The sequence below is a fragment of the Chryseobacterium soli genome (assembly GCF_000737705.1).
Taxonomy (GTDB): Bacteria; Bacteroidota; Bacteroidia; order Flavobacteriales; family Weeksellaceae; genus Chryseobacterium; species Chryseobacterium soli.
On sequence record NZ_JPRH01000002.1, the window covers coordinates 333,555 to 358,542 of the forward strand.

Annotated in this window: 24 protein-coding genes and 2 tRNA genes; 11 read left to right on the top strand and 15 right to left on the bottom strand. The window is 36.6% G+C overall.

Translation table 11 applies throughout. The features are described 5' to 3' along the window. Positions 1-102 precede the first annotated feature (102 nt). On the top strand, positions 103-387 hold the full coding sequence (locus IW15_RS06800; RefSeq protein ID WP_034710167.1) for a hypothetical protein: 285 nt from the start codon (positions 103-105) through the stop codon (positions 385-387). Here the strand turns inward: IW15_RS06800 and IW15_RS06805 are convergent. Both IW15_RS06805 and IW15_RS06810 read right to left on the bottom strand, forming a co-directional pair. Then, positions 346-1,281, bottom strand: coding sequence for an alpha/beta hydrolase (locus IW15_RS06805; protein WP_084681377.1), 936 nt, complete (start codon positions 1,279-1,281; stop codon positions 346-348). The genes IW15_RS06800 and IW15_RS06805 overlap by 42 nt on opposite strands. 46 nt (positions 1,282-1,327) lie before the next feature. Next, on the bottom strand, positions 1,328-2,251 hold the full coding sequence (locus tag IW15_RS06810; protein ID WP_034710168.1) for an AraC family transcriptional regulator: 924 nt from the start codon (positions 2,249-2,251) through the stop codon (positions 1,328-1,330). Positions 2,252-2,431: 180 nt separating this feature from the next. Here IW15_RS06810 and IW15_RS06815 point away from each other — a divergent pair, with 180 nt between their 5' ends. From IW15_RS06815 to IW15_RS06825, 3 genes are all read left to right on the top strand, one after another. After that, positions 2,432-3,961, top strand: coding sequence for an aldehyde dehydrogenase family protein (locus tag IW15_RS06815; protein ID WP_034710319.1), 1,530 nt, complete (start codon positions 2,432-2,434; stop codon positions 3,959-3,961). A gap of 262 nt (positions 3,962-4,223) precedes the next feature. After that, entirely contained in the window at positions 4,224-5,258 is a 1,035-nt protein-coding gene (gene adhP / locus IW15_RS06820) for an alcohol dehydrogenase AdhP (RefSeq protein WP_034710169.1), read from the top strand. Positions 5,259-5,536: 278 nt separating this feature from the next. Continuing rightward, a complete protein-coding gene (locus IW15_RS06825) occupies positions 5,537-5,920 on the top strand; it encodes a DUF779 domain-containing protein (protein ID WP_034710170.1) in 384 nt (127 codons plus the stop codon). 16 nt (positions 5,921-5,936) lie between these two features. On the opposite strand, the gene IW15_RS06830 is transcribed toward IW15_RS06825, so the two are convergent. Together IW15_RS06830 and IW15_RS06835 are read right to left on the bottom strand one after the other, a co-directional pair. After that, positions 5,937-6,452: a hypothetical protein gene (locus IW15_RS06830; RefSeq protein ID WP_131368516.1), complete on the bottom strand. Its 516-nt coding sequence runs from the start codon at positions 6,450-6,452 to the stop codon at positions 5,937-5,939. A gap of 22 nt (positions 6,453-6,474) precedes the next feature. Further along, on the bottom strand, positions 6,475-7,674 hold the full coding sequence (locus IW15_RS06835; RefSeq protein WP_034710172.1) for a dicarboxylate/amino acid:cation symporter: 1,200 nt from the start codon (positions 7,672-7,674) through the stop codon (positions 6,475-6,477). A gap of 93 nt (positions 7,675-7,767) precedes the next feature. On the opposite strand from IW15_RS06835, the gene IW15_RS06840 reads away from it, so the two are divergent. The 3 genes from IW15_RS06840 to IW15_RS06850 are packed head-to-tail and all read left to right on the top strand — an operon-like array spanning position 7,768 to position 9,563. Continuing rightward, positions 7,768-8,682: a DnaJ C-terminal domain-containing protein gene (locus tag IW15_RS06840; protein ID WP_034710173.1), complete on the top strand. Its 915-nt coding sequence runs from the start codon at positions 7,768-7,770 to the stop codon at positions 8,680-8,682. A gap of 3 nt (positions 8,683-8,685) precedes the next feature. After that, entirely contained in the window at positions 8,686-8,988 is a 303-nt protein-coding gene (locus IW15_RS06845) for a chaperone modulator CbpM (protein WP_034710174.1), read from the top strand. Positions 8,989-9,035: 47 nt separating this feature from the next. Beyond that, the gene (locus IW15_RS06850; protein WP_034710175.1) at positions 9,036-9,563 is read left to right on the top strand and encodes a hypothetical protein; all 528 of its coding nucleotides are present in this window, start codon (positions 9,036-9,038) and stop codon (positions 9,561-9,563) included. Between the two features lie 71 nt (positions 9,564-9,634). On the opposite strand, the gene IW15_RS06855 is transcribed toward IW15_RS06850, so the two are convergent. Continuing rightward, positions 9,635-10,618 (bottom strand): PLP-dependent cysteine synthase family protein, encoded by a 984-nt coding sequence (locus IW15_RS06855; RefSeq protein ID WP_034710176.1) that lies wholly within the window; start codon positions 10,616-10,618, stop codon positions 9,635-9,637. Between the two features lie 133 nt (positions 10,619-10,751). Further along, positions 10,752-11,981, bottom strand: a complete 1,230-nt coding sequence (locus IW15_RS06860) for an ABC transporter permease (protein WP_034710177.1) — start codon at positions 11,979-11,981, stop codon at positions 10,752-10,754. Positions 11,982-11,985: 4 nt separating this feature from the next. On the opposite strand from IW15_RS06860, the gene IW15_RS06865 reads away from it, so the two are divergent. Next, entirely contained in the window at positions 11,986-13,182 is a 1,197-nt protein-coding gene (locus tag IW15_RS06865) for an exo-beta-N-acetylmuramidase NamZ family protein (RefSeq protein ID WP_034710321.1), read from the top strand. Between the two features lie 87 nt (positions 13,183-13,269). Here the strand turns inward: IW15_RS06865 and IW15_RS06870 are convergent, their stop codons facing one another. From IW15_RS06870 to IW15_RS06900, 7 genes are all read right to left on the bottom strand, one after another. Next, positions 13,270-13,476, bottom strand: a complete 207-nt coding sequence (locus IW15_RS06870; protein ID WP_034710178.1) for a hypothetical protein — start codon at positions 13,474-13,476, stop codon at positions 13,270-13,272. A 4-nt stretch (positions 13,477-13,480) separates the two neighbouring features. Then, entirely contained in the window at positions 13,481-14,098 is a 618-nt protein-coding gene (locus tag IW15_RS06875) for a DUF3575 domain-containing protein (RefSeq protein ID WP_228384316.1), read from the bottom strand. After that, the gene (locus IW15_RS06880) at positions 14,099-15,274 is read right to left on the bottom strand and encodes a thioredoxin family protein (protein ID WP_034710179.1); all 1,176 of its coding nucleotides are present in this window, start codon (positions 15,272-15,274) and stop codon (positions 14,099-14,101) included. It abuts the gene before it with no gap. 198 nt (positions 15,275-15,472) lie between these two features. Continuing rightward, positions 15,473-15,545: transfer RNA gene (locus IW15_RS06885), tRNA-Phe, on the bottom strand. A gap of 113 nt (positions 15,546-15,658) precedes the next feature. Further along, a tRNA-Phe gene (locus tag IW15_RS06890) sits at positions 15,659-15,731 on the bottom strand. Positions 15,732-15,838: 107 nt separating this feature from the next. After that, on the bottom strand, positions 15,839-17,680 hold the full coding sequence (locus IW15_RS06895; protein ID WP_034710180.1) for a lysophospholipid acyltransferase family protein: 1,842 nt from the start codon (positions 17,678-17,680) through the stop codon (positions 15,839-15,841). A gap of 23 nt (positions 17,681-17,703) precedes the next feature. After that, a complete protein-coding gene (locus IW15_RS06900; protein WP_034710181.1) occupies positions 17,704-18,942 on the bottom strand; it encodes an aspartate kinase in 1,239 nt (412 codons plus the stop codon). 322 nt (positions 18,943-19,264) lie between these two features. On the opposite strand from IW15_RS06900, the gene fbp reads away from it, so the two are divergent. Then, positions 19,265-20,281 carry a class 1 fructose-bisphosphatase gene (fbp, locus tag IW15_RS06905; RefSeq protein WP_034710182.1) on the top strand — a complete coding sequence of 339 codons (1,017 nt, stop codon included), beginning with the start codon at positions 19,265-19,267 and terminating at the stop codon, positions 20,279-20,281. Next, positions 20,282-21,298 (top strand): o-succinylbenzoate synthase, encoded by a 1,017-nt coding sequence (locus IW15_RS06910; protein ID WP_034710183.1) that lies wholly within the window; start codon positions 20,282-20,284, stop codon positions 21,296-21,298. Here the strand turns inward: IW15_RS06910 and IW15_RS22720 are convergent. Then, entirely contained in the window at positions 21,295-21,456 is a 162-nt protein-coding gene (locus IW15_RS22720) for a hypothetical protein (protein WP_165585164.1), read from the bottom strand. The genes IW15_RS06910 and IW15_RS22720 overlap by 4 nt on opposite strands. A gap of 428 nt (positions 21,457-21,884) precedes the next feature. Further along, positions 21,885-23,012, bottom strand: coding sequence for an alpha/beta hydrolase (locus IW15_RS06915; RefSeq protein ID WP_034710184.1), 1,128 nt, complete (start codon positions 23,010-23,012; stop codon positions 21,885-21,887). 173 nt (positions 23,013-23,185) lie between these two features. Here IW15_RS06915 and IW15_RS06920 point away from each other — a divergent pair, with 173 nt between their 5' ends. After that, complete coding sequence (locus IW15_RS06920) at positions 23,186-24,859, top strand: glutamine--tRNA ligase/YqeY domain fusion protein (RefSeq protein ID WP_034710185.1); 1,674 nt, start codon at positions 23,186-23,188, stop codon at positions 24,857-24,859. The last annotated feature ends 129 nt before the right edge of the window (positions 24,860-24,988 follow it).

A 24,988-nucleotide genomic window follows, 5' to 3' on the forward strand; every position in this document is an offset into this window, starting at 1 on the left:
AGAAGATTTTCCGGAAATCAAATTCAATACTCCCTACTTGTTGGAAGGTATTTATATATCAACGATAATGGGAAGCTCTATTTTTTTGCTAATCCTGGTAAGTTGAAAAAAATTGAAGCGGAAAAGGATTTCAATGCTTTCAGCGGTATTTTGTCTAAAAAGAATAAGAGGGTATTATATAGGGAACAGGCTTTTCATTCTATTTTTGGGATGGATATGGGGAACGGAATATACAAACAGGAAATAAAGCTGCTGCCAATACAATTTACTTTCAGAATGGAAATCGTTGTTATGTATATTCAGTCACCAATTAAGAATGATATAGATGAGTTGTTAAGGGGATTTCTACTTCCAAAAACCATGAGTTTGTGCCCAGGTTTTAAATAAATCCGGCCATGCAGCTACAGGACTGCCCTTTTTACCCAATCCCCAGCCGTGACCGCCAGTCGGAAATAAATGCAATTCAGTCACCACATTCACTTTCTGTAATGCATGGAAGAGCAAGACACTATTATCTACGGGAGAAATAGGATCATCAACTGCGTGCGCTAAAAAGATGGGCGGAGTAGCTTTGTTCACTTGTTTTTCTACAGAGTAAGCCGTTTCTTCTGTTGTAGAAGCCGTATTCCCGAGAATACTTTTAAAAGAATGGGTATGATTATTAGGAGGAAGCATCGAAACAACCGGATAAATGAGTCCCGCAAAATTAGGTTTTGCTGATAGAGAATCAATAGTATCCACAGGTTGATAAAACTTTTTATCAGGTTGCGTTGCTGTCATTCCGGCTAAATGTCCACCTGCGGAGAACCCTAAGATTCCTATTTTATTAGGATCAATTCCATATTTTGGAGCTAGATTTCGAATCATCCGTATCGCTCTTTGAGCATCTTCAAAAGGAACATTCACGGATTTCCAGTTTTCCTGTGGAAGTCTGTAGATCAGTTCAAAAGCAGTAATGCCTTCAGACTGAAGCCAACTGGCAGCAGGAGTACTTTCTTTTCCCAGTTCAATATGGGAATATCCACCGCCACTGATCACTAAAATAGCAGTGCCATTAGGTTTTTTAGGTGAGTGAACAATTAATCTTGGATTAGATATAGCAGTAACAGATCCTTTAGAACTAATGAGTTCCATTCCTCTTGAGCCGCCAGTATCCGGCATATTGTTTACCCATAAAGGGATTTGCTCCAGATCAGGTGAAATTTGGTATTTTTCAGGGGATTGTGCTTGATATTGGTTTCCTGCAGCAAACAATACGATAAAACAAATGAGAGATTTCATAAGTTAGAGAGGGTAATAATCTAAAATCGATGCTGTTGATATTTACTTATTCTAAAAAGATCGTAGCATTCTGGTAGCTCTTGGGGGTAACGCCCACCAATTGTTTAAATACGCGGGTAAAATAATTGGTGTCGGAAAAACCTGTCTGGTAAGCCGTTTCTTTAATGCTGTTCTGTCCCGCTAATAATTCCTTGGCTTTATTAATTCTTTCCTGTAAAATAAAATCATTCGGGGAAGTTCCCAGTTCATCTTTAAACATTTTAAAGAAATTAGATTTACTTACATACGCCAGTTGGGCAATGCTTTCAATCGACAGTTTCTGATGAAGGTTTTTTTTGATATAATCTACCGCAAACCCTATCCTCGATTTATTTTTGGCAATATTCTTTTCTACCATGCTTCTGGCCTGCGTTTGCATAAGCCGTATAAGCAATTCTTTCAACGCAAAATCCGCCATGATATCTTTTTGTGAATTGTCATCCATAGCAATTCTCATGATATTGTTGGTCGCAGAAACAAGGGACTTATTGTTGAATAGAAAATATTCATCCAGTTGGAGATTCCATGTTGAGGTTTCATCCACTTTCGGTAAACTGTAATTTAAATAATTAAGAGAATTTTCAATAAATTCAGGATTAAGGCTTAAAGAAATGCATTGGGTAGGTGTTTCATCCGCTTCAGGAAAATCAATGACCATGGTTTCTCCGGGGGAAACTAAAACACTTTCTCCAGGGAAATAATCAAAATAATTCGTTTTATTTTCCAGTTTCATATGTTTTTTACCACGGAGCATTGCCGTAAAAGCAATATTCTCAAAATGCAGTTTTACATTAAAAGCAGCCTTATGGGTTTCATAGATGCTGAATTCGCAGTTGTTTAGATTGAAGGTAGTCTGATTTTCAATAAGGCTCAACAGCTGATTTTCTGTTTTTACTTCAGGAGTATTTAATAAAAATTTATTATTATTCATTTCTAAACATTTTTTGTTGCCTTCTTACTCAAATATAGAAATTTTAATACGATACAGTTGTTAATAAAATGATAAAATTGAAGCTCTGTACGATTTTGATGTTTTTTTGTAGGATTTTGCTATGCCGTTGTCTCAGTTAAATGTAATTTGGTTGGAGAGAAAAAACAAAATTATACTAATATGAGCACTATTACAGAACAGAAATCAGACAGCGTTTTACAGCGCCCTGAATTTAAAAGCAAATATGATAACTATATCGGAGGTAAATTTACAGCACCGGTTAACGGTCAGTATTTTGACGTAGTTTCACCCGTTGACGGTAAAAACTTTACCCAGGCAGCACATTCCTCTAAAGAAGATTTGGAATTAGCCGTAAATGCAGCAGAAAAAGCATTTCAAACCTGGAAAAATACATCCTCTACAGAAAGGAGCATCATTCTTAATAAAATTGCCGACAGAATCGAGCAGAACCTGGAATATCTTGCGATTGTAGAAACCGTTGACAATGGTAAAGCCGTAAGAGAAACCTTGGCCGCAGATTTACCTTTAGCAGTAGATCATTTCAGATACTTTGCCTCCGTAATCCGTGCAGATGAGGGATCTCACAACGAATTAGATAAAGATACCGTTTCCCTGATCGTTCACGAACCGCTGGGAGTAATTGCACAGATCATCCCATGGAATTTTCCTTTATTAATGGCTATCTGGAAGCTGGCTCCTGCATTGGCAGCAGGAAACTGTGTTGTATTGAAGCCTGCAGAAAGCACTCCGATCTCTATTATGGTTTTAATGGAAATCATTGGCGACTTACTGCCTCCGGGAGTAATAAATATTGTAAACGGTTTCGGAGCAGAATTGGGTAGAGCCTTAGTAACCAATCCAAAAGTGGCCAAAGCGGCATTTACAGGTTCTACAGCTACAGGACGTCTTGTGATGCAGTATGCGACAGAAAATATTATACCGGTTACCTTAGAATTAGGAGGAAAATCTCCCAATGTGTTCTTTAGCTCAGTAATGGATGCAGATGATGCATTTTTAGATAAAGCTATTGAAGGAGCTGTTCTTTTTGCCTTAAATCAAGGTGAAATTTGTACATGCCCTTCAAGGTTGCTGGTTCAGGAAGATATTGCAGATGCCTTCATTGCAAAAGTAATCGAAAGAGTAAAAGCAATCAAGGTTGGAAATCCACTGGATAAAACCGTGATGATGGGAGCGCAGGCTTCTCAGATTCAAAAAGATAAAATTCTTTCCTACATTAAATTAGGAAAAGAAGAAGGAGCGGAAGTCCTTGTCGGCGGAGACGTTAATCATGTTGGAGAAGGACTGGAAAACGGATATTACATCCAGCCGACGATCTTCAAAGGAAATAATAGAATGAGAATCTTTCAGGAAGAAATTTTCGGACCTGTGCTTGCCTTCACCACCTTCAAAGATGAGGAAGAAGGAATAAAAATCGCGAATGATACCATTTATGGTCTTGGAGCAGGAGTGTGGACCAGAGATGCCCACCAGCTTTACAATGTTCCGCGTCAGATTCAGGCGGGGAGAGTTTGGGTGAACCAATACCACTCTTACCCTGCAGGAGCACCTTTCGGAGGGTACAAGCAATCCGGAATCGGTAGAGAAAACCACAAAATGATGCTGGATCACTACCGTCAGACTAAAAATATGTTGATTTCGTACAACAAAAACAAATTAGGTTTCTTTTAATTTTAAATAGTAGGGCGTGCCCGTTTGCCTTGCTATAGCAGGGCAAAACGGTCGGGCTTTCCAGGGCTTCACTTCGTTACGGTGCTCTATTTCATTGCGCACCGGCTCGTTCCTCGCCGCCCTTCCAATCCCTCACGCGAACAACCATTTGTCCTTGCCTGAACTATTTTAGGTGAGCAGGAAGTTTCATTAGCATTAACAAGGTTCAAAATCTTGACAAGGCTTTTTTAATTTAATTAAAAACTAACTCAAAAAAATAACTATGATTCCAAAAACAATGAAGGCTGCAGTGGTACAAGGCTACGGACAGCCCCTAAAAATCGAAGAAGTTCCCGTAAGAGCACCCGGAAGATATGAAGTCTTGGTAAAAGTAATAGCCTGTGGGGTTTGTCATACCGATCTTCATGCGGTAGATGGCGACTGGCCGGTAAAACCGAAAATGCCTTTGATTCCCGGACATGAAGGAGTCGGTATCGTAGTAGCATGTGGCCCCGAAGCCTTCGTAAAAGAAGGTGATGCTGTAGGAGTCCCATGGTTATACAGTGCTTGCGGATGCTGCGATTACTGTATCACAGGCTGGGAAACTCTTTGTGAAGCTCAAAAAAATGGCGGCTATAGCGTAGATGGGAGTTTTGCAGAATATGTAATTGCCGATTCAAGATATGTGGGGCATTTAAAATCAAATGCCAATTTTCTGGAAATAGCACCCATTCTTTGTGCAGGAGTAACCGTTTATAAAGGCTTAAAAGAAACAGAAACAAAACCGGGAGAATGGGTGGCCATCTCTGGAATTGGAGGATTGGGGCACGTTGCAGTACAATATGCAAAAGCAATGGGAATGCATGTTGCTGCCATTGATGTTTCCGATGATAAACTGGAACTGGCAAAAAAGCTGGGGGCAGATCTTGTGGTGAATGCAAAAGATACAGATCCGGGAAAATACCTGCATAAAGAAGTAGGAGGGATGCATGGCGCATTAATCACTGCAGTCTCTCCAATAGCCTTCAAGCAGGGCATTGATGTGTTAAGAAGAAAAGGAACCATCGCACTGAACGGGCTTCCTCCAGGTTCATTTGAGCTGCCTATTTTTGAAACGGTGTTAAAGAGAATTACCGTGAGAGGATCTATCGTAGGAACCAGAAAAGATATGCAGGAAGCATTGGATTTTGCCAATGAAGGATTGGTAAAAGCGACGGTAACCGCTGCCAAATTGGAAGATATCAATGAAGTTTTCGATAAAATGAAAAAAGGACAGATTGATGGCAGAATCGTTTTAGATATTGCCGGTTCTAATTAATATATTGAGGTTAATGTAAGAGGCCTGGCAAAATAAAGTTGCCAGGTTTTTTTTAACTTTAATAATGCTAAAACTAATTGAGTTAAGGTACTATATTTGAATAAGCAATAAGCAATAAGCAATAAGCTCTTGAGGCCATCTTGAAAATGAAATGAAAAAGTAATATATAACGCTATTCAATTCAATTTTTATCGCAGATAAAAATCCCTTCGCATTAGAAACGTGTCAAAATAAAAAAGATAGCGCCTTTGCGATTATCCAACAAATACCCAATAGAAATGGAAACAAAAATAGCAAGACTCTCCGCAACAGAAAAAGCGCTTGAAGTAATCTGGGAACTGGAGAAAAAATATGGCGACCTGATGTTCTATCAGGCAGGAGGATGCTGTGAAGGCACCCAGCCACAATGTTTTGAAAAAGGTGGATTTTTCCCTAGAATGAATGATGCCATGATAGGAACCATTAATGAGCATGAATTCTGGATCGACCGCGATTTGTTTGAGTACTGGAAATATTCACACTTTACGCTGGATGTGGTAGACGGATTTGGTCCGGGTGGATTTTCTCTGGAAACTCCATTGGGAAAGACATTTAAAGTAGTATACAGACTTTTTACCCCCGATGAATATGAAAACCTGGAGCCTGTGAAGCGCAGTGAATAATTCGCGTCATATTATACTAATTACCTTTCTGGACAATAAAATTGAGCTCTCTTTCAAAATCATATTTATTTCTTTTAATATTATTTTTTAAAGCTAAATAATAACCCACATTTGTAATTACTGCGATAGTTAATGGCCATATTATTTCAATATTTTTTTCATTAATAAAAGTAAAACCGAATAGAAGGCAAAAGATAATTGTTACAATAAAGGGTAAAGTATGATAGAGAGAAGGCGTAATTTCTAGTGTGATAGACGTGTTCCCAATTTCTTCTGAGAAAGTACCATTTATAATAGCATTAATATTATTTATATCGAAAAAGCGTTTTCTTCTTCTGATCATAAAATGGGTATTGCTAATCTGTCCTCTGTACTCAAACCTGGTAGGAATTGCAGAATCTGATATCAAGGAAAAATTTAAGTTTGTTGTGTATGTTATCTTCTTTAATTTTTCGGCGAGTATACTTTTATTTATTTCAATGTTAAGAATTGAACGGTCATATAAACCAATACTTTTAAAAAATAGATTCATAAATTTCATTTAGAAAATAATTTCAGACCTTCACAAACCGATTCACAAACATCGCCGCCACAATATCTCCCACAGCATTCAATACAGTGGCTAGTGGATCTACTAAGGTTCCAATGATCATTACTGCCGGAATAGCTTCCTGTGGCAGTTTATACACGGAAATCATCAGCATTTCACCGATATATCCGCCGTTGGGAATTCCGCCCGCTACAATACTTACAAAAACAGTAATTCCCAATGCCAGCAATAAATTGGTAGGCTCAAAAAAATCTCTGCCGATAATAAGAAAAGCAACATATATTTTAATAATAGAAGACATGGACGACCCGTTTTTATGCAACGTGGTACCAATCGGAATCACGAGGTTAGCAATGGAATTCGGAATACCAATCTTTGATGCGGCCTGAAGGTTGGCGGGCATAGTGGCAAAACTGCTGCAGGTACTCAATGCTGTAAGGGTTGGATAGACCGCGTTTTTCCAAAAACTTTTGATTCCATTCTGTCCATCCGCCATGAAAGCATATAAGGTGAAGAATACAAAAAAGTAAATAATTCCTGCAACATAATATAATCCAAGAGGTTTAGCATAAAATCCGAAAAGTTGAGGTCCCAGTGTAGCCACCTGAAATGCAAAGTAAGCCCCCAGACCAATAGGTGCGAGCTTCATGATCAACAGCAGTAATTCTTTCATCACTTCATATCCTGATGCGATGAAAGCCCTGAAAGGTTGTCCCTTTTCACCTGCTTTTCTTGCTGAAATACCGGTCATAAAAGCAAATATTAAAAGAGCCAGCATATTTTGTCTGGAAAAAAGGGCGGTAAATTCTCCTACGGTGAAAAAACTTACAATCCTGTTTCCCCAGCCTTCTTCATTAGCTGCTTCCACGACAGCTCCCGAACTTCCCGAAACTCCAGACACAGGAAAAAGATACACAGCACAAATCGTAAAAATAGCTGCAGTCAGGATGAAAAACAGAAATGTGAAAGACATCACTAAAATGATTTTCCCAAATTTTGACTGCTGTTCTAAAGAAGCAATAGAATTGGAGACAGCAAAGAATACTAATGGAACCACACTTACAAAAAGAAGATTAAGAAAGATATCTCCTAAAGGTTTAATATACTCTACAATGCCGGGAGATACAATACCGATTACACTTCCAACTGTAATTCCCAATAATAAAAATATAATTCCGGCGTAGTTATGTAATACCTCTTTCATGCGGTGCTTTTTATCAAAGATAGGTTTATTTTTAACATTTAGTTATAGAATTATCAGGCTTAAATTTCATAAATTTGAGTAAACAACCTTTCTATGGCTTATATAGATTACTATAAAATTTTAGGCGTAGATAAAAGCGCAACTCAGGACGATATCAAAAAAGCCTATCGGAAACAGGCAAGAAAACTTCATCCTGATCTTAATCCCGACGATAAAGAAGCTGAAAAAAAATTCAAAGAGCTTAATGAAGCCAATGAAGTGCTCAGCAATCCCGAAAATCGTACAAAATATGATAAATACGGTGAAAACTGGAAGCATGGTGAGGAGTATGAAAAAGCCCAACAGCAGCAGCAAAGACAGTATCAGGGGCAAAACCATAGCGGTGGATATTCCGGTGCCAATTTTGGCGAAGGCGAAGATTTTTCAGATTTTTTCCAAAGTATGTTTGGCGGATCTGGGGGAGGCTTTGGCAGAAGTTCAAAAGGAAGTGCATCCGGAAAGTTCAAAGGCCAGGATGTTCATGCGGAGCTAAATCTCAATTTACGGGATGCAGCTACCACCCATTCCCAGACTTTTGATATTAATGGGAAGAAAGTGAGAATTACTATTCCCGCAGGCGTGTATGACGGGCAGCAGATTAAATTAAAAGGACATGGAAGCCCGGGCTTTAATGGCGGACCTAATGGAGATCTTTATATTACATTCAATATTCCGGCAGATCCGGATTTTGAAAGAGTAGGTGACGACCTTAAAACGAAGGTTGCCGTTGATCTGTATACTGCAGTATTAGGTGGAGATGTAAAAGTAGACACTCTGAATGGAAGTGTAAACCTTAAAGTAAAACCCGAAACCCAGAACGGAATGACGGTAAGGCTAAAAGGAAAAGGGTTTCCTGTGTACAAAAAAGAAGGCCACTTCGGTGATCTTTTTGTCACTTATGAAGTGAAAATGCCGGTAAATCTTACTGAAAAGCAGAAAGAACTTTTTGAACAACTTAAAAATTCCTAGGCGATGAGTGAAAGAATATCACGGGAAGATCTCGTAAAAATTTATAATATAGAAATCACTTTTTTTGATGAACTGGTAGATTACGGCCTGCTCCGGGTAGAAACTGAAAATAATGTCCGGTACCTGATGTATGAAGATCTGCCTGCTCTGGAAAAATTTACGAATTGGTATTATGATCTGGAAATTAATATTCCCGGTTTGGAAGTCATTCATGATATGCTGCAAAAGATGGAACACTTGCAGCAGAAGAATCGCGAACTGATGAATAAACTTTCTGCGATCAGTGCGCAGTATGAAGATATTTAGTTTAGTTTTGTAGACTTTAAAAGTAACTAACAAAATTTTTCTAAGTAATGAGTGACGAAAAGGTTATTACCTTAACCCCTAACAGGAAATATTTCGAAGAAATCTATTTCAGCGGTAATCAGGGAAGTCTGTTTTTTTCGCCGACAACAAAGAGTAAAACCATCACAACGATTATTGTAATCACCGCGTTGTTGATTGTGTTTTTGCTGAAAGATAATTTAAGTAAGGAGAATGTTGGAATCTTATATTTTTTAAGTTTTATCTTTCTTCTGTGTGCGGTGTATCTTTCCCTGAGTATCAATAAAGTTTCAAGATGGAAAAAGCAGGTGTACAGATATTTAAAAACGCTTGAAGATTCTAAAAAATACGAAATCAGACTGAGTAATGAATCTTTAAACGTTGCGATCAATCATCTGGAAGAATATAGCCTCTGGAAAGATTTTACAAATTTTGAGATCAATGATCAGTTTATTTCCCTGGAAGGAAAATTCAATTATATGTTTCCTAAAAAATCAATGAATGACAAGGATTATAATCTGCTCAAAAAAGCAATAAAAGACAATATTAAACCATAAAAAAATCAGAGCAAATTGCTCTGATTTTTTATTTTATAGTAAAGGGTTTAGGAAAAGCACCTTAGCACTTTTTACTCCAGCCAGCCCATTTCTTTCATCCACTCGTCATTGTAAATTTTCCCTACGTATCTTGAACCGTGGTCATGAAGAAGTACAACGATTACGTCATCTTTGGTGAACTGATCTTTCATCTGGATCAAAGAAGCAATAGCACTTCCCGCAGAATATCCGCAGAAAATTCCTTCTTCTTTAGCCAATTTTCTTGCATAGATTGCTCCGTCTTTATCCGTTACTTTTTCAAAATGATCAATCACAGACATATCGTAGTTTTCAGGAATGATATCTTCCCCGATTCCTTCCGTAATATAGGTGTAAGCATGATCATAATGAAGTTCTCCTGTTTCATGGAATTCCTTTAAAATAGACCCGTACGTATCCACACCGATTACTTTAATATCAGGATTTCTTTCTTTAAAGAATGTTCCACAACCTGTTACGGTACCTCCTGTTCCTGCACCGGCTACAAAATGCGTCAGTTTTCCTTCCGTCTGTTCCCAGATTTCCGGAGCAGTAGATTCGTAATGGGCCGCTCTGTTGGATAAGTTGTCATATTGGTTTACATACCATCCGTTTTCTGTTTCCTTAGCCAGTCTTTTAGACACTGAATAATAAGAACGCGGGTCGGTAGGCTTTACATCCGTAGGACATACAATCACTTCTGCACCTACGGCACGAAGGATGTCGCATTTTTCTTTTGACTGCTTAGAGTTGGTTACAAAAATACATTTGTATCCTTTGATGATGGCGGCAAGGGCAAGTCCCATACCCGTATTTCCGGAAGTTCCTTCAATGATTGTTCCGCCTGGTTTTAATCTGCCGTCTTTTTCGGCATCTTCAATCATTTTAACAGCCATTCTGTCTTTTACAGAATTACCAGGATTGAAAGTTTCTACTTTTGCTAAAACTAATGCTGGAAAATCCTCACCTAAAACTTTATTAAGCTTTACCAGTGGAGTGTTTCCTATCGTTTCAAGAATATTTTTTGCGTATTTCATAAATGGTTTATATGCGGTGCAAAGATAAGGCTTTAAAAATTAGCCGTATGGTGTATGTATGATGATCTGCATAACAGACAGTGAATTTTTCTAATTAATAATCCACTGTTCATGATCCAACGTTGATCTTATCTTAATTATATTTGATGGCCTTAACCGGTGAGATTTTACTGATCAGGTAACTTGGAATAATCAAAGCCAGTGCTGAAATAATCAAAATTCCTACTGAAATTGAAATGATAGCAATTGGGTTCAAATCTACAGGAACGGTGCTCACATAATAATTTTCAGGATTCAGTTTAATGATTCCGAAAAATTTCTGAAGCAGCAATAATCCGATACCGATAGCATTTCCATATAAAAGTCCGGGAATCATGATTATCAGTGTATAATTAATAAACGTTGCACGAATCTGCGCATTGCTTGCTCCTAATGTTTTAAGAAGACCAATAGAATTTGTTCTTTCAATAATAAGGATCAGAAGAAGCATTACAATATTAATTACGACAACCACAAGCATAATGATGATGATCAATGCGATATTAGTATCAAAAATGCTTATCCAGTCGGTAATCTGCGGAAACTTTTCAGTGGCTTTTTCCGCATAGTTTTTATACCCGATCAGTTTTTCAATTTCAGGAAAATCTTTGTCAACATCATTTACATTCTTTAGAAAAATATCAATGCCGCCGATCTCATCGGGTTTCATATCCTGAATTTTCCTTACGTGATTAATACCTCCGATAACGAACTGCTCGTCAATCATTTTAATATCGGTTCTGTAAATTCCAACAACCTCGAATTTTCTGTATAATGGTTTTTGATCAGCTTTTGAAAAAACAGTCACAATACTGTCCTTTACTTTCAAATGAAGATCATTGGCTATTTTTTGAGAAATGGTAACCCCATTGTTAAATCCTATTTCAGTTACTTTCGGAGTAGTACCGGCAATAAGGAATTTTTTAAACCTCAGGCTGTCAAAATCTTTTCCGACTCCTTTAAATATAATCCCTGCGAAATTATGCTCATTACGCATAATCCCGGTTACTGTAGCATATTTCTGTACACTTTCTACATCTGGAATTTCTTTAATCTTGGGAATATTCAGTCCCTGATTATCCAGTACAGAGGTGTTGTAGGAAGAATTTGATCTCGTAGATCTTACGGTAATATGCCCGCTGAAATCTGCCAGTCTTTCTTTAATAGCTTTTTTGGAACCGAAACCTGTAGCTACCGTAATGAGAGAAACAATGATCCCTAAAGCAACAGAAAGTCGGCCTATGAAGATGATAACCCTCGAAAGGTTATTTTTGTTATCTTTGGAAAATGCTATTTTTCTAGAGAAATATAAAGGAAATTTCAAGCTTATGAATTTAGATTTCAAAATTAAAAATTTACTTCTTATTTGCCTAATTTTTTTAGGAGTATTCAACCAATATTATTCTCAGACTCAAGATCAACCGGTTTTCAAAACAGGTGCAGACCGTCCTGAACTCTATTTGCCTTTGTTAAAAGGTAAAACCATAGGAGTGGTTACCAATCAGACAGGATTAATGAGTGATAAAACCCATCTTGTTGATTTTTTAGTTAAAAATAATATTAAAATCAAAGCAATCTTCGCACCTGAGCATGGTTTTAGAGGGGATGCAGATGCAGGCGAAAAAGTAAAGAATGGAGTAGACACCAAAACGGGTATTCCAATCGTTTCGTTATATGGAAATAATAAAAAACCAAAACCGGATCAGTTAAAAGGAATTGATATCGTAGTTTTTGATATTCAGGATGTGGGAGTTAGATTCTATACCTATATTTCTACCTTAACCTATCTGATGGAAGCCGGGGCTGAAAATAATGTTGAAGTGCTGGTACTGGACCGCCCAAATCCTCATGACGGGTATACAGATGGACCTGTATTGAAGAAAAAATGGGCAAGCTTTGTGGGAATGCATGAAGTCCCTGTCGTATATGGACTAACCATAGGAGAGTACGGAAAAATGGTTAATGGTGAAAAATGGCTGAGCAAAGGAGTTCAGGCTAAATATACGGTTATCCCGATGCAGGGGTATCAAAAAATGAAAAGGTATCCTATTTTGGATAAACCTTCTCCTAACCTTCCCAATGATAAATCTATCAATCTATATCCAAGTTTATGTTTTTTTGAAGGAACCCAGGTTTCTGTAGGACGAGGAACGGGGCTGCCTTTCCAGCTCTATGGATCTCCCTGGACGAAAGACCTTCCTTATCAGTTTACTCCAAAGCCGAACTCCGGTGCCAAAGATCCTTTCTTAAACGGAAAATTATGCTATGGTGAGAATCTTTCTAATTACCAGAAAGATCTGCGTGAATTAAATCTGGAATGGGTTATTAAAGCCTATAAAGATTATAAAAATCCGGACCAGGGGTTTTTCCTGAAAAATTTATGGTTTGATACATTAGCCGGAACTGACGAATTGAGAAAACAGATTATTGCAGGTAAATCAATTTCGGAGATCAAAGATTCATGGAAAAAAGATTTGGAGAAATTCGAAAAAATAAGAGCTCAATATGTTATGTACAAAAATTAAGTAAGTAATAAAATTACTTACTTAATATATTCTTTTAATCGTACCACCCTGTGATGGCAAGTTTGTTATCTGAAATCAGCTATCTGTTTAATCAAAATCCGGTGGTGGAGTATTGTCATTCTTCCCTTTATTAAAGATAAGAAGACCGATTGATAATCCTATAACTCCTGCAACAGCAATTAGTAATGCTGTTTGAAGTTTATCAGGTTGTTCATTTCCCAGATAATTCATTAAAAAAACAATCACAAAAGTGATAGCTGAGATGATAAGGTGATTTCTTCCGAATAATTTCATGAGATTATTTTAATTTGTAGGATATCATTACACCTCCTCTGTAAGGCATAATCTCGCCACTTTTATTGAATTTTTGAGCACTATCATAACGCTGGCCGGTCCCGCGTTCATATCCTTTATAAAAGTCTTGCGAAGATCCTATGGATGCATATAAATCAATATTCCAACGATCAGATACTTTGAACTGATATCCTCCTGTTACACCAAATATTATCGAATATCCCTTTTGGTAAATATTAGAGTTTGTAAACACTTCTCCACTGTCTGTGACAAAAGTTCGATCATTCCAGTAATTCCATTTTTGGGTAGTAAACGCTGCTCCTGCAATATTTGCCCCAATATACCAATGCTTGAAAGCTTCGTTAAAGTAATATCTCCCCTCTACAGAAACAGAATAATACTGAAGTTCATGTCCTGCAAAAGATTTCCAAGGAGAAATCAAAACATCCCCTTGCAATGTAATTTTTTGAGTCAGTTGTTTTTCCACTGCTACATTAAGTATTCCTAGTGGAGCAAATGCTGCATTTCCTTTTATGTAAAGGCTTTTTTCCTGTTCCTGTGCCATTAATGTTCCTGTCGAAAATAGGACAAGAAAGCCTGTCAATAGTGTATGTTTCATCATTTATTTTATTTGCTTCAATAGTTCTTCTGCAAGCTTAGCATCTTTATTAGCCTGCACAGCCATATTTTTAGACATTTCTGCGTAATTTTTTGCCGTTTCTTTGTTTCCTGTTAAGAAATAGAGTTTTGCCAGAATATAAGTATTTTCAGCAGTTTCACCTGCCATTACAGATTTCTCTGCCCATTCCGAAGCCTTTTTTAAGGAAGCAGGATTTTTAACATGATCACTGAAGATCCATGCGGCTTTTAAGAGTTCATTAGGTTCAAATGCTTCAGATTTTTTATAATATTCCAATGCAGCCTTTTCATATTCAGGGAAATTGGAGGTCTGCTCGTAGTAACTTAACTTCATTTGGTTAAGCCTAACCGTTGCAGCTTCTTTTCCCACTAAAGGTTCGGCAGTTTTCATAAAATAATCATCGTTGATTCTTTTATTTTTGTCATCAATAGACTGCTCTGCTACCTTTGATAATTTAAGCTGATTGTCAAACTCTTTGTAGGTGTCTTCAGGAAGATATTTAATGATCTCTGCTTTTCTGGAAACGAAAGCATTATAATTGGCATCTTCTACAGATTTTAAAAAGAACAACATATAGCCGATTTCTTCTTTTGAAAGTACTTCAGTTTTCTTCTTATTTTCAAAATACCTTTCAGAAGCTTTCTTGGCAAATTCGTAATCGGTAGTAGAATTCAATTTCATGATATTGATCAGAAATTCAGGGTCTTTTTCTCCATTAGCAAATCTGTCTTTTAAAGATCCTTTTTTATTGTTTGGGGAATTGATGTCCTGCGCCATGGAAAGGAACATGCTTTCTTCCATATAACCATAATTTTGGGAGATCAGCTCTCCGTCACCATTAAGAAAAAGATAAGTAGGGTAAGAGCGTACACCAAATTTGGCAGCAATTTCTCTTCCTTCCCCTTTTTCCATATCAAATCTTGCATTGACGAAATTGGTATTGTAATAATCTCCAACCGATTTTTGGGTAAAGATATTTTTTTCCATCATTTTACATGGGCCACACCATGAAGCGTATGCATCAATGAAAACCAGCTTGTTTTCCTTTTTTGCCTTTGCGATAATATCCTTAAAGGGTAAATCCTGGAACTGCATAGCCTCCTGAGAGAATATCATGAGAGATAAGAAAACAAATATTCCGGAGATGATCTTCTTCATTTTTATTTAAAATTTGTACGCGAAGATAATTAATTTTAAAAAGATAGGCTATGAATTTAAGAGGGATAAGCTTATATTAACTAATTTTAAGACTGGACGTTGTCTCTGATCCCTTTTGAAGTTACGTGAATACTTTTAAGCTATATCTGTTATTGAAAATATATACACAAAAAAACCGCCTTTATAAAAGGCGGTTTGTGGTTTCTCCAGGAATCGAACCAGGGACACATGGATTTTCAATCCATTGCTCTACCAACTGAGCTAAGAAACCTTATATGGTAAGTTTGTTACTTTTAAGGTGGTTGCAAAAATAATACTTTTTTCTATACCAGACAACTGTTTTTGCAGTTTGGAATAAAAAACTGCCTCCGTAAAGGCAGTTTGTGGTTTCTCCAGGAATCGAACCAGGGACACATGGATTTTCAATCCATTGCTCTACCAACTGAGCTAAGAAACCATTATATTTTTGTTTGTTACTTCGTTGTTTTAAAGTGATGCAAAAGTAGTAAGTTTTCGTATATGAAGCAAGTATTAACCTAATTTTTTTTAAACAAATATAAAAACTTACTGATTTTCAGCCGGATTATTTTCCTGTTCCTTTCTAATTTGCTCGCTCATCTCTTCCAATACAGGCTTTATCGTACTTTCGGGAAGATCACTGATCCGGATATACATCAGTCCGTCAATCGCATCATTAAAGTTGGGATCCACATTGAATGCGATCACTTTTGCATTCTGTTTAATATATTTTTTTATTAAAACAGGTAATCTCAGTTCCGGTTCAAGATCATCGATAATCTTATCCAGCTTGTTAAGGTCGGATTCCATCTCTTCAAAAAAGATGTTTTTATCACGGTCCCGAAGTTTTACCTTATACTCATTTCTTGGGGTGATGTATTGAGCCACGGCAGAATCATAGTAATTCGAACGCATGAATTCAATCATTAAAGATTTTGAAAACTCCGAAAACTTATTGGAAATACTCACGCCACCCATCAAAAACTTATGGTCAGGGTTTCTTAAGCATACATGCACAATTCCCCGCCATAGAAGGAACAAGGGAAGAGGCTTCTGCTGATATTCCTGGCAGATATAAGCCCGTCCCATTTCAATTACTTTTTTAAAGAACGGATGGATATCCTGTTCAAATTCAAATAAAGAACTCGTATAAAAGCCTTTGATACCGTACTTTTTCATGACTTCTTTCCCTAAAGCCATTCTGTAGGCTCCCACCAGCATTTCTGCAGTACTGTCCCAAAGGAAAAGATGATGATAGTGTTTATCATATTCATCAAGGTCGAAAGGAAGATTGCTTCCTTCTCCCACAGCACGGAATGTAAGTTCTCTCTGACGTCCGATTTCCCTCATTACAGAAGGGATTTCCTCATAGGTGGTAAAATAAATTTCGTAATTACCGTTGCTGAACAGCATTTTATCGGTGCCCTTCAGTTTGCTGATATCATTAATAATATCCTCTTTCGGAGTTTCATCGATGATATTCTGAACAATATTTTCTTCTCTGAGCAAAGGAAATTTAACCGATAGATTTTGAAGGTTGATGGCCTGAGCAAGAGATTTTCTCTTTTCATAGTAAGATTTCATCATGTAAACCTTACGTTTCAGGAATTCTCCCAGTTCTTCAATATTCTCCATCTCCTCCATAGCCTTTACATTGATAGGTCTTCCGATTCTAATCCGGATAGGTTTCTCTCTGTCGTTCATCATTTCTGCAGGAAGCATCAGGGTTTGTAAACTTGGGTGTAGTTTTGAAACCTGATAAAATAAACGGCTATTTTTGGCATGGAAATACATAGGAACTACCGGTACTTTTGCCATTTTAATAAGCTTAAGCGCTGGTTTTTCCCATTCTCTGTCTAATATTTCCCCGTATGGATTGTTTTTGTTGGAAACTTCTCCAGCAGGAAAAATACCGATACAGCCTCCGTTTTGTAAATGCTTTAATGTTTCGCGCATTCCCGAAGAGCTGCTGTATGCTTCTTTTCTGTTTTCAAAAGGGTTTACAGAAATAACGTACGGTTCCATAGGCTTTATTTTTTCCAAAAGGAAATTGCCCATTACTTTGAAATCCGGACGTACTTCTAATAAGACTTTGGACATCAATATCCCGTCAATCGCTCCAAGAGGATGATTGGAAACCAAAATAAACGGTCCGGTTTTAGGGATTTTAGCCAAATCTTCTTCAAAAGCGATATAGCTTAGGTTTCTCTCTCTCACAAATGAGTCGAAAAAATCTTTACCTTCCTTGTCCTTCAGTTTATCGTATAGTCTATTAACTTCATTTATTTTAGCAATGCTCATCACAGCAGATGCTACTGGGTTCTTTAGGAATCCTATTTTATTCAAGCCGGAAGCTTTGATTAAATCATTTTTCGAAATTAAACTCATGTGTGTTTAGTCGCAATTATATATTATTGTGTTACCATTTGAAGTGTATTTTTTGAAATCTGCTCCAATAATACGTTCTTTTCATGGTAAAATTTATCAATGTTATCTTTCTTCGCATTTCTTACGGTAAATAAAGATACATTTTTGGACACTTCAGTCTTAAAAATTTTCTGAAGTTCTTCATTAAGCTCTTCAATAGTATTGAATTTATCTTCCAGACATAAAGCTAATGAAATTGCAGAATTCTGCATCAAAGAAACTTTGATTTTATATTTTGACAAATATCCGAAAATTAAACTCATATGATCCTCTGCAATGAATGAAAAATCCCGGGTTGAGATTTTTAACAGCGTTTGATTTTCTTTTAAGATATAAGTTTCCTCGTGTTGGTTTTTTTCTGAAGCTCCAACCTTGGTTCCTTCTTTTGTAGGATCTACGAAAGATTTTACATAAAAAGGAATGTTTTTCTGTTTTAAGGGCTGTAATGTTTTAGGGTGAATGATACTGGCTCCGTAGTATGCCATTTCGATAGCCTCCTCGTAAGAAATATTCGAAAGCAAGGTAACATCCTTAAATTTTCTCGGATCTCCTGTCATAACTCCCGGTACGTCTTTCCAGATGGTCATCGCCTCTGCATTCAAGCAGTATCCGAAAATAGCCGCAGAGTAGTCGGATCCTTCTCTTCCTAAAGTTACCGTAAAGTTATTGTCATCGGAACCGATGAAGCCCTGAGTTACATAGCAGATCTCAGGATTTAAAATAGACATGAATTCTTCCGTTTTCTTCCAGTCTACTACACCTTCCTGATAAGAATTATCCGTTTTGATATAGTCTCTGGCATCCAGCCATTGGTTGGTAAACTGAATTTCATTCAGGTATTCACTTAGAATTTTAGTGGAAATCATTTCTCCACAGCTTACAACCTGATCATACACAAAGCTGTAATTAGGAGATTTGTTTCTTCTTAAAAAAGAAACGATATCATCGAAAAAAAGATTGATTTCAGCAAAAACAGCATGGTTTTCAGGAAATAATCCTTGCGAGATCTCGATATGTTTTTGTTTTATTTTTTCAATTTCAGTTTGATAGTGATCCTTCTTGAAATAAAGGTTTACGACTTTTTCCAGTTCATTCGTCGTTTTGCCCATTGCTGAAATAACCAGCAAGCATTTAGCGAATCCCTGGCTTTCCAATACCATAGACACATTTTTCACACTCTCGGCATCTTTCACAGATGCTCCACCAAACTTGAAAACTTTCATTAATTTGTTATAAATAAAATTGTTAGATAAAATTTATATGAGTTTTTTACGGACGTCAAAATTATAAATTTACAACGAGATATGAAATAGCTGGACGATATCGGGGAATTAAGATTTCATTAAAATATGAAATAAATGAAGATTCTTGAAATTATCTTGTCCCGGAGACTTAATTTGGGCATTTATTTAAGGATTATTTTTTTAAAATTAAGATAATTATGAGTGTATTCTATTGATATACAGGGGATAGATTCTTTTATGAGAAATTCTTTTTCTTTGTGATAAATTTTACGAAATTTGAGCAAATCGTAAAAAGTAAAATATGTCAGATCAACCATTACAGACTTTAGGAGAATTTCTTATTGATAAACAAGACGACTTTCAATATTCTACAGGAGAATTTTCTCGTCTGCTAAGTGCAATAAGACTAGCTTCGAAAGTGGTAAACAGGGAAGTAAACAAGGCAGGAATTGCAGATATCATTGGAAAAGCAGGAAATGAAAATATTCAGGGAGAGGAGCAGCAAAAGCTTGATGTGATCGCCAATGAGATTTTTATTACAGCGTTGTCCCAAAGAGAAGTGGTTTGTGGTATTGCTTCTGAAGAAAATGATGATTTTATTGACATTAAATGTGGTGAAAACGGTCATTTAAGTAAATATGTTGTATTGATCGATCCGTTAGATGGTTCTTCAAATATTGACGTCAATGTTTCAGTGGGAACAATTTTCTCAATTTACAGAAGAGTGAGCGAACCAGGTACACCAGTTCAATTAGAAGATTTCTTGCAAAAAGGAGTAAATCAAATTGCAGCCGGATATGTTATTTACGGTTCATCAACAATGATTGTGTATACAACAGGAAACGGAGTGAACGGATTTACTTTAGATCCATCATTGGGAACTTATTATCTTTCTCATCCAAATATGCAGTTCCCGAAAACAGGTAAGATCTATTCCATTAACGAAGGAAACTATATTAAATTCCCTCAGGGAGTGAAAAATTACCTTAAATACTGCCAGATGGAAGAAGGAGACCGTCCTTACACGTCAAGATATATCGGTTCTCTGGTTGCGGATTTCCACAGGAATATGCTGAAAGGAGGGATTTATATTTATCCGTCTTATTCTCAATCACCTAACGGGAAATTAAGACTTTTATATGAGTGTAACCCAATGGCATTTTTAGCAGAACAGGCCGGAGGAAAAGCAACAGACGGATTCAGAAGAATTTTGGAAGTGGAACCTACAGAACTTCACCAAAGAATTCCTTTCTTCTGTGGAAGTGTAGACATGGTAGAAAAAGCGGAAGAATTTATGCGGATAGACAGCGTAAAATAAATGAAAGCAGAATATTATAAATACATATTAGAATTCAAGCGCCCGAGTGGAACATCTCGTGGCGTTTTGCATGAAAAGGAAACCTTTGTTCTCGAAATTTCTGAGAACGGTAAAAAGGGAATGGGCGAATGTGCCATTTTCAGAGGATTAAGTTTTGATGACAGGCCAGATTATGAAGAAAAGCTGCAGTGGCTTTGCCGGAATATCGATCAGGATTCGGAATTTTTAAAAGAAGAATTAAAAGAATTTCCATCCATTTGGATAGGCTATGAACAAGCTGTTTTAAATCTGAAACATGGAGATAATCTCTATTTTCCAAGTGAATTTACCCAAGGGATTTCCTCAGTTACGATCAACGGTTTGATCTGGATGGGGAATATTCAGTACATGGAAGAGCAGATCCAGGATAAGCTGGATAAGGGATTTCATTGTATTAAACTTAAAATAGGAGTCGACTGGAAATCCGAACATGAAATTCTTCAAAAATTAAGAGAAAAATTTTCCAAAGAAAAATTAGAACTGCGTGTGGATGCTAATGGTGGATTTAGTACGGAAGAAGCAAAAGTTGTATTACAGCAGCTGGCAGACCTTGAGATCCATTCGATAGAGCAGCCTATCAAAGCAGGAAACTGGGCAGATATGGCCGTATTATGTGCTGAAACACCTACTCCGATTGCTTTAGATGAAGAATTGATAGGAGTTACAGATCGTTCGGAAAAGGAAAAACTCCTGAAGACAATTAAACCGCAGTACATTATCTTAAAACCTTCTTTAATAGGCGGTTTTACAGGCTCAGATGAATGGATTGCCCTTGCTGAAAAACAAAAAATAGGATGGTGGATTACCTCTGCCTTGGAAAGTAATTTGGGGTTGAATGCTATTGCACAATACACATTCACGAAAAAAAATCCGATGCCGCAGGGATTGGGCACCGGATCATTATTTGTTAATAATTTAGAATCGAGTTTAGAACTCAATAATGAATTATTATGGTTTAAAGTGATAAGGGAAAATTAATTCGCGCATGTTGGGTTACTCTGGTGCTCTTCATCCCAGGCTCTGCAGCATCTTAAAAGTGGGTTCCAATTATTGCATCCTATGGGTGCTATACCTCCTTTGATTGTTTTTAATTCTCCCTTTTTAAGTTTTTTCATGTTTTCATTTAGATTTTTCATAATAATATTTTATTGATTAGTATTGTAAATATCAATTTCTTTTTCTTATTACACAATATTTTAACCAAAATTAACGCGACGTTAATGGAATTAACTTTCTAATAAACAAAAATCTGTATATAGTGAAAGTGAAAAAGCCTAATAAACTGGAGCGTTATTAGGTGTGGTTGTAGGAAATGGGTAGGAGATAGTAGTTTTAGAGTCGGATAATCTTAGTGTTTACGGGTTAGTAATTTGTGTATTAAATTACATCTTTTATGAAAATCGCTTTCTTAATATATTTTAATATATAAGAAAAATTTTTTTTAACTTTTTTCATGATACTTGAATGTCTTTGTTTGGTGAATTTTACAATCTTTATGCCATTCTATATTTCTATAAGAATTTTTAACATATGAAATGAATCATCATGTTTTTTTTAATGATCTTTAAGAAATAATTGTGAAAATATTTTCAGTTTCTTTTCTTCTGCCCGTGATAAGATTACGGTCTATTCCATTCAGATTTTGGAAAATGTCATCCTGAACCTGCGAGCTGGACAAGTATCCCCAATGATTTCCAATTTCGAATTTTAAGGTCTTTTTTAAGTCATTATCAATAAAAGTACAGTCGATCACAGAAACGATATCTTTTAGGGCTTCAATGTCACCGGGACCATTTTTACCCAATCTTGGTGTCAGTATATTTTTAGTAAACTGTGAAATTCCGAGGATGGTATCTTTCCTGTTTAAATAAATGGAAACTCTGTTGGCCAGTAATGGAAGCTTATTAAATGAATCTTCAGAATCATCAAAAACTTTATAGGTAACATCGGCATTCAGCAGAAGAACCTGATCGATCACCCGCAATATATTTTCCCTTTTCAAGCTGTACAGCATGCTTTGGAGCACTCTGTTTCCCATAGAATGTGCCATTAAATGGATTCTTTGATTGCACGGAACCAAATCACGGTTCGAAAATATATCTTTTAAAAATTGGGTGTAAAAATAAAAAAGCCTCATCAGAGAAGTCCCGGAATTAATACTGGAAGCTTTATCGTCAAAATAGGTGAGGGGAACAAGGCTGCTGGAAGCCGGCCAGCTTACGAATAAAATATGCTCTATGGGAGATTCCGGTTGATCTATAAACAATTTCTTAAGATCGATAATAGCTTTTAATTCATCATCAAAATCATAAGCATACCCATGAATAAAGAGTAACACATCACTTCTCTTTTTTGTGGAAGACATGTTTTTATACAATTCATAAAACATTCGCTGGGTTCCGCCGAGATTATCGGCTGTAAGATTTGATTTTTTCAGGCCTTTTTCACTTAATAAAACCTCCAGAACATCTTCATATCCCTGTTTTTCAGGTTCGGAAAAAAGCTTGTAATCAAGAATGTTTCTGTTGGTATAATCCTTTTTCTTCCTGGTTGGATTGGCGTCTTTATACCCGTCGAAATCACATTTTGCAATTCTAAAATTGGGGATAGAATATTCATCATTAGAGAATGAATCTTCTTTTTCACCCTTGTGACGGACAATCTTTCTGTTACTTAAAATAAAAACAGACATGGGAGTTGGTTTTTGTGAAATTAAGTATTTTTATTGTTATTTGAAAGAAAATAATTAATAATTAACACAGTATTTTTTGAATATTGCATTTTCATAAACCCTGAGAATTTCTTAAATTTGCAGATTCTTGTACAAGAAATGATCTTGTTGTATAAGTTATTAAAGCTAACGTAATGGAAGAAGAAAAAAAATCACTCAATTTTATTGAGCAAATTATAGAAGATGATTTGGCAAACGGTTTGAAGAGAGATCAGATCCGTTTCCGTTTTCCCCCTGAACCGAATGGTTATCTGCATGTAGGGCATACAAAAGCTATCTGCATTAATTTTGGGCTGGGTGAAAAATACAATGCTCCTGTAAACCTGCGTTTTGACGATACGAATCCTGAGAAAGAAGAACAGGAATTTGTAGATTCTATTAAAAAAGACGTTGAATGGCTGGGTTTCAAGTGGGATAAAGAATTGTATGCATCAGACTACTTCCAGCAGCTTTATGATTGGGCTGTACAACTGATTAAAGAAGGAAAAGCATATGTAGATGAACAGCCGTCTGAGGTGATTACCGAGCAGAGAAAAAATCCTACCGAACCGGGAGTGGAATCTCCGTTCCGTAACCGTCCTATCGAAGAATCTTTAGATTTATTTGAAAAGATGAAAAACGGTGAGTTTGAAGAAGGCGCCATGTCTCTTCGTGCGAAAATCGATATGATTTCACCTAACATGAATATGCGTGATCCTGTGATGTACAGAATTTTAAAAAGACCTCACCACAGAACCGGGACAGATTGGAAAATTTATCCAATGTACGACTGGGCTCATGGAGAGTCTGATTATTTAGAGCAAGTTTCACATTCATTGTGTTCTTTAGAATTTGAAAACCACAGGCCATTGTACAACTGGTACTTGGATCAGGTGTATGACGAATCTAAGGTAGCGCCGAAGCAAAGAGAATTTGCAAGGATGAATGTTTCTTATATGATTACTTCCAAAAGGAAACTGCAAAGGCTTGTTGCTGAAAATGCAGTAACCGGATGGGATGATCCGAGGATGCCTACGATTTCCGGAATGAGGAGGAAAGGATTTACGCCGACTTCCATCAGGAATTTTATTGAGAAAGTAGGAGTTGCCAAAAGAGAGAATCTTATTGAGATTCAATTGCTTGATTTCTGTGTGCGTGAAGACCTGAATAAAGTGGCTAAACGTGTGATGGTAGTAGTAGACCCTGTAAAACTGGTCATTGAAAACTATCCTGAAGGAAATGAAGAATGGCTGGAGACTGAAAATAATCCTGAACAGGAGAATGCAGGAACAAGACAAGTTCCTTTCTCCAGAGAATTATATATTGAGCGTGAAGACTTTAAAGAAGAAGCGAACAATAAATTCTTTAGATTAAAAATCGGAGGTGAAGTCCGTTTGAAATCTGCTTACATTATTAAAGCAGAAAGAGTAGAGAAAGATGAAAATGGGGAAATTACCACCATTTTTGCTACTTACGATGAGAAAAGTAAGTCTGGAAGCGGAACAGAAGAAAGTCTGAGAAAAGTAAAAGGTACATTACACTGGGTATCTGCAAAACATGCAATTCCTGTGGATGTCAGAATTTACGAAAATTTATTTACGGTAGAACAGCCTGATGCTGAGAAAGATGTGGACTTCTTAAGTTTCATTAATCCTGAATCTGTAAAGACTATTCAAGGATTCGCTGAGCCTAATTTAAAAGAAATTGCTGTGGGAGAACCTCTTCAGTTCCAAAGAATTGGATATTTTACGAAAGATCAGGATTCCACGGATACCAATTTGGTGTTTAACCGTACTGTGACATTAAAAGACTCCTATAAGCCGGAGTAAAATCTATTTATATTCATATAAAGGAACAGGGCTTATTTTGTAAGCCCTGTTTTTTTTATTAAAAAAGTTAAAGTTGTGAAATTAATAAGTATATATACAAGTTCATTTAAAGGGCTTTCCAAGGAAAGC

What these genes read in the sequence shown, in the direction of transcription:
- IW15_RS06805 (WP_084681377.1), bottom strand. Translation starts at nt 1,281, where the DNA reads ATGAAATCTCTCATTTGTTTTATCGTATTGTTTGCTGCAGGAAACCAA.
- IW15_RS06810 (WP_034710168.1), bottom strand. Translation starts at nt 2,251, where the DNA reads ATGAATAATAATAAATTTTTATTAAATACTCCTGAAGTAAAAACAGAA.
- IW15_RS06815 (WP_034710319.1), top strand. Translation starts at nt 2,432, where the DNA reads ATGAGCACTATTACAGAACAGAAATCAGACAGCGTTTTACAGCGCCCT.
- adhP (WP_034710169.1), top strand. Translation starts at nt 4,224, where the DNA reads ATGATTCCAAAAACAATGAAGGCTGCAGTGGTACAAGGCTACGGACAG.
- IW15_RS06825 (WP_034710170.1), top strand. Translation starts at nt 5,537, where the DNA reads ATGGAAACAAAAATAGCAAGACTCTCCGCAACAGAAAAAGCGCTTGAA.
- IW15_RS06830 (WP_131368516.1), bottom strand. Translation starts at nt 6,452, where the DNA reads ATGAATCTATTTTTTAAAAGTATTGGTTTATATGACCGTTCAATTCTT.
- IW15_RS06835 (WP_034710172.1), bottom strand. Translation starts at nt 7,674, where the DNA reads ATGAAAGAGGTATTACATAACTACGCCGGAATTATATTTTTATTATTG.
- IW15_RS06840 (WP_034710173.1), top strand. Translation starts at nt 7,768, where the DNA reads ATGGCTTATATAGATTACTATAAAATTTTAGGCGTAGATAAAAGCGCA.
- IW15_RS06845 (WP_034710174.1), top strand. Translation starts at nt 8,686, where the DNA reads ATGAGTGAAAGAATATCACGGGAAGATCTCGTAAAAATTTATAATATA.
- IW15_RS06850 (WP_034710175.1), top strand. Translation starts at nt 9,036, where the DNA reads ATGAGTGACGAAAAGGTTATTACCTTAACCCCTAACAGGAAATATTTC.
- IW15_RS06855 (WP_034710176.1), bottom strand. Translation starts at nt 10,618, where the DNA reads ATGAAATACGCAAAAAATATTCTTGAAACGATAGGAAACACTCCACTG.
- IW15_RS06865 (WP_034710321.1), top strand. Translation starts at nt 11,986, where the DNA reads ATGAATTTAGATTTCAAAATTAAAAATTTACTTCTTATTTGCCTAATT.
- IW15_RS06870 (WP_034710178.1), bottom strand. Translation starts at nt 13,476, where the DNA reads ATGAAATTATTCGGAAGAAATCACCTTATCATCTCAGCTATCACTTTT.
- IW15_RS06875 (WP_228384316.1), bottom strand. Translation starts at nt 14,098, where the DNA reads ATGATGAAACATACACTATTGACAGGCTTTCTTGTCCTATTTTCGACA.
- IW15_RS06880 (WP_034710179.1), bottom strand. Translation starts at nt 15,274, where the DNA reads ATGAAGAAGATCATCTCCGGAATATTTGTTTTCTTATCTCTCATGATA.
- IW15_RS06895 (WP_034710180.1), bottom strand. Translation starts at nt 17,680, where the DNA reads ATGAGTTTAATTTCGAAAAATGATTTAATCAAAGCTTCCGGCTTGAAT.
- IW15_RS06900 (WP_034710181.1), bottom strand. Translation starts at nt 18,942, where the DNA reads ATGAAAGTTTTCAAGTTTGGTGGAGCATCTGTGAAAGATGCCGAGAGT.
- fbp (WP_034710182.1), top strand. Translation starts at nt 19,265, where the DNA reads ATGTCAGATCAACCATTACAGACTTTAGGAGAATTTCTTATTGATAAA.
- IW15_RS06910 (WP_034710183.1), top strand. Translation starts at nt 20,282, where the DNA reads ATGAAAGCAGAATATTATAAATACATATTAGAATTCAAGCGCCCGAGT.
- IW15_RS22720 (WP_165585164.1), bottom strand. Translation starts at nt 21,456, where the DNA reads ATGAAAAATCTAAATGAAAACATGAAAAAACTTAAAAAGGGAGAATTA.
- IW15_RS06915 (WP_034710184.1), bottom strand. Translation starts at nt 23,012, where the DNA reads ATGTCTGTTTTTATTTTAAGTAACAGAAAGATTGTCCGTCACAAGGGT.
- IW15_RS06920 (WP_034710185.1), top strand. Translation starts at nt 23,186, where the DNA reads ATGGAAGAAGAAAAAAAATCACTCAATTTTATTGAGCAAATTATAGAA.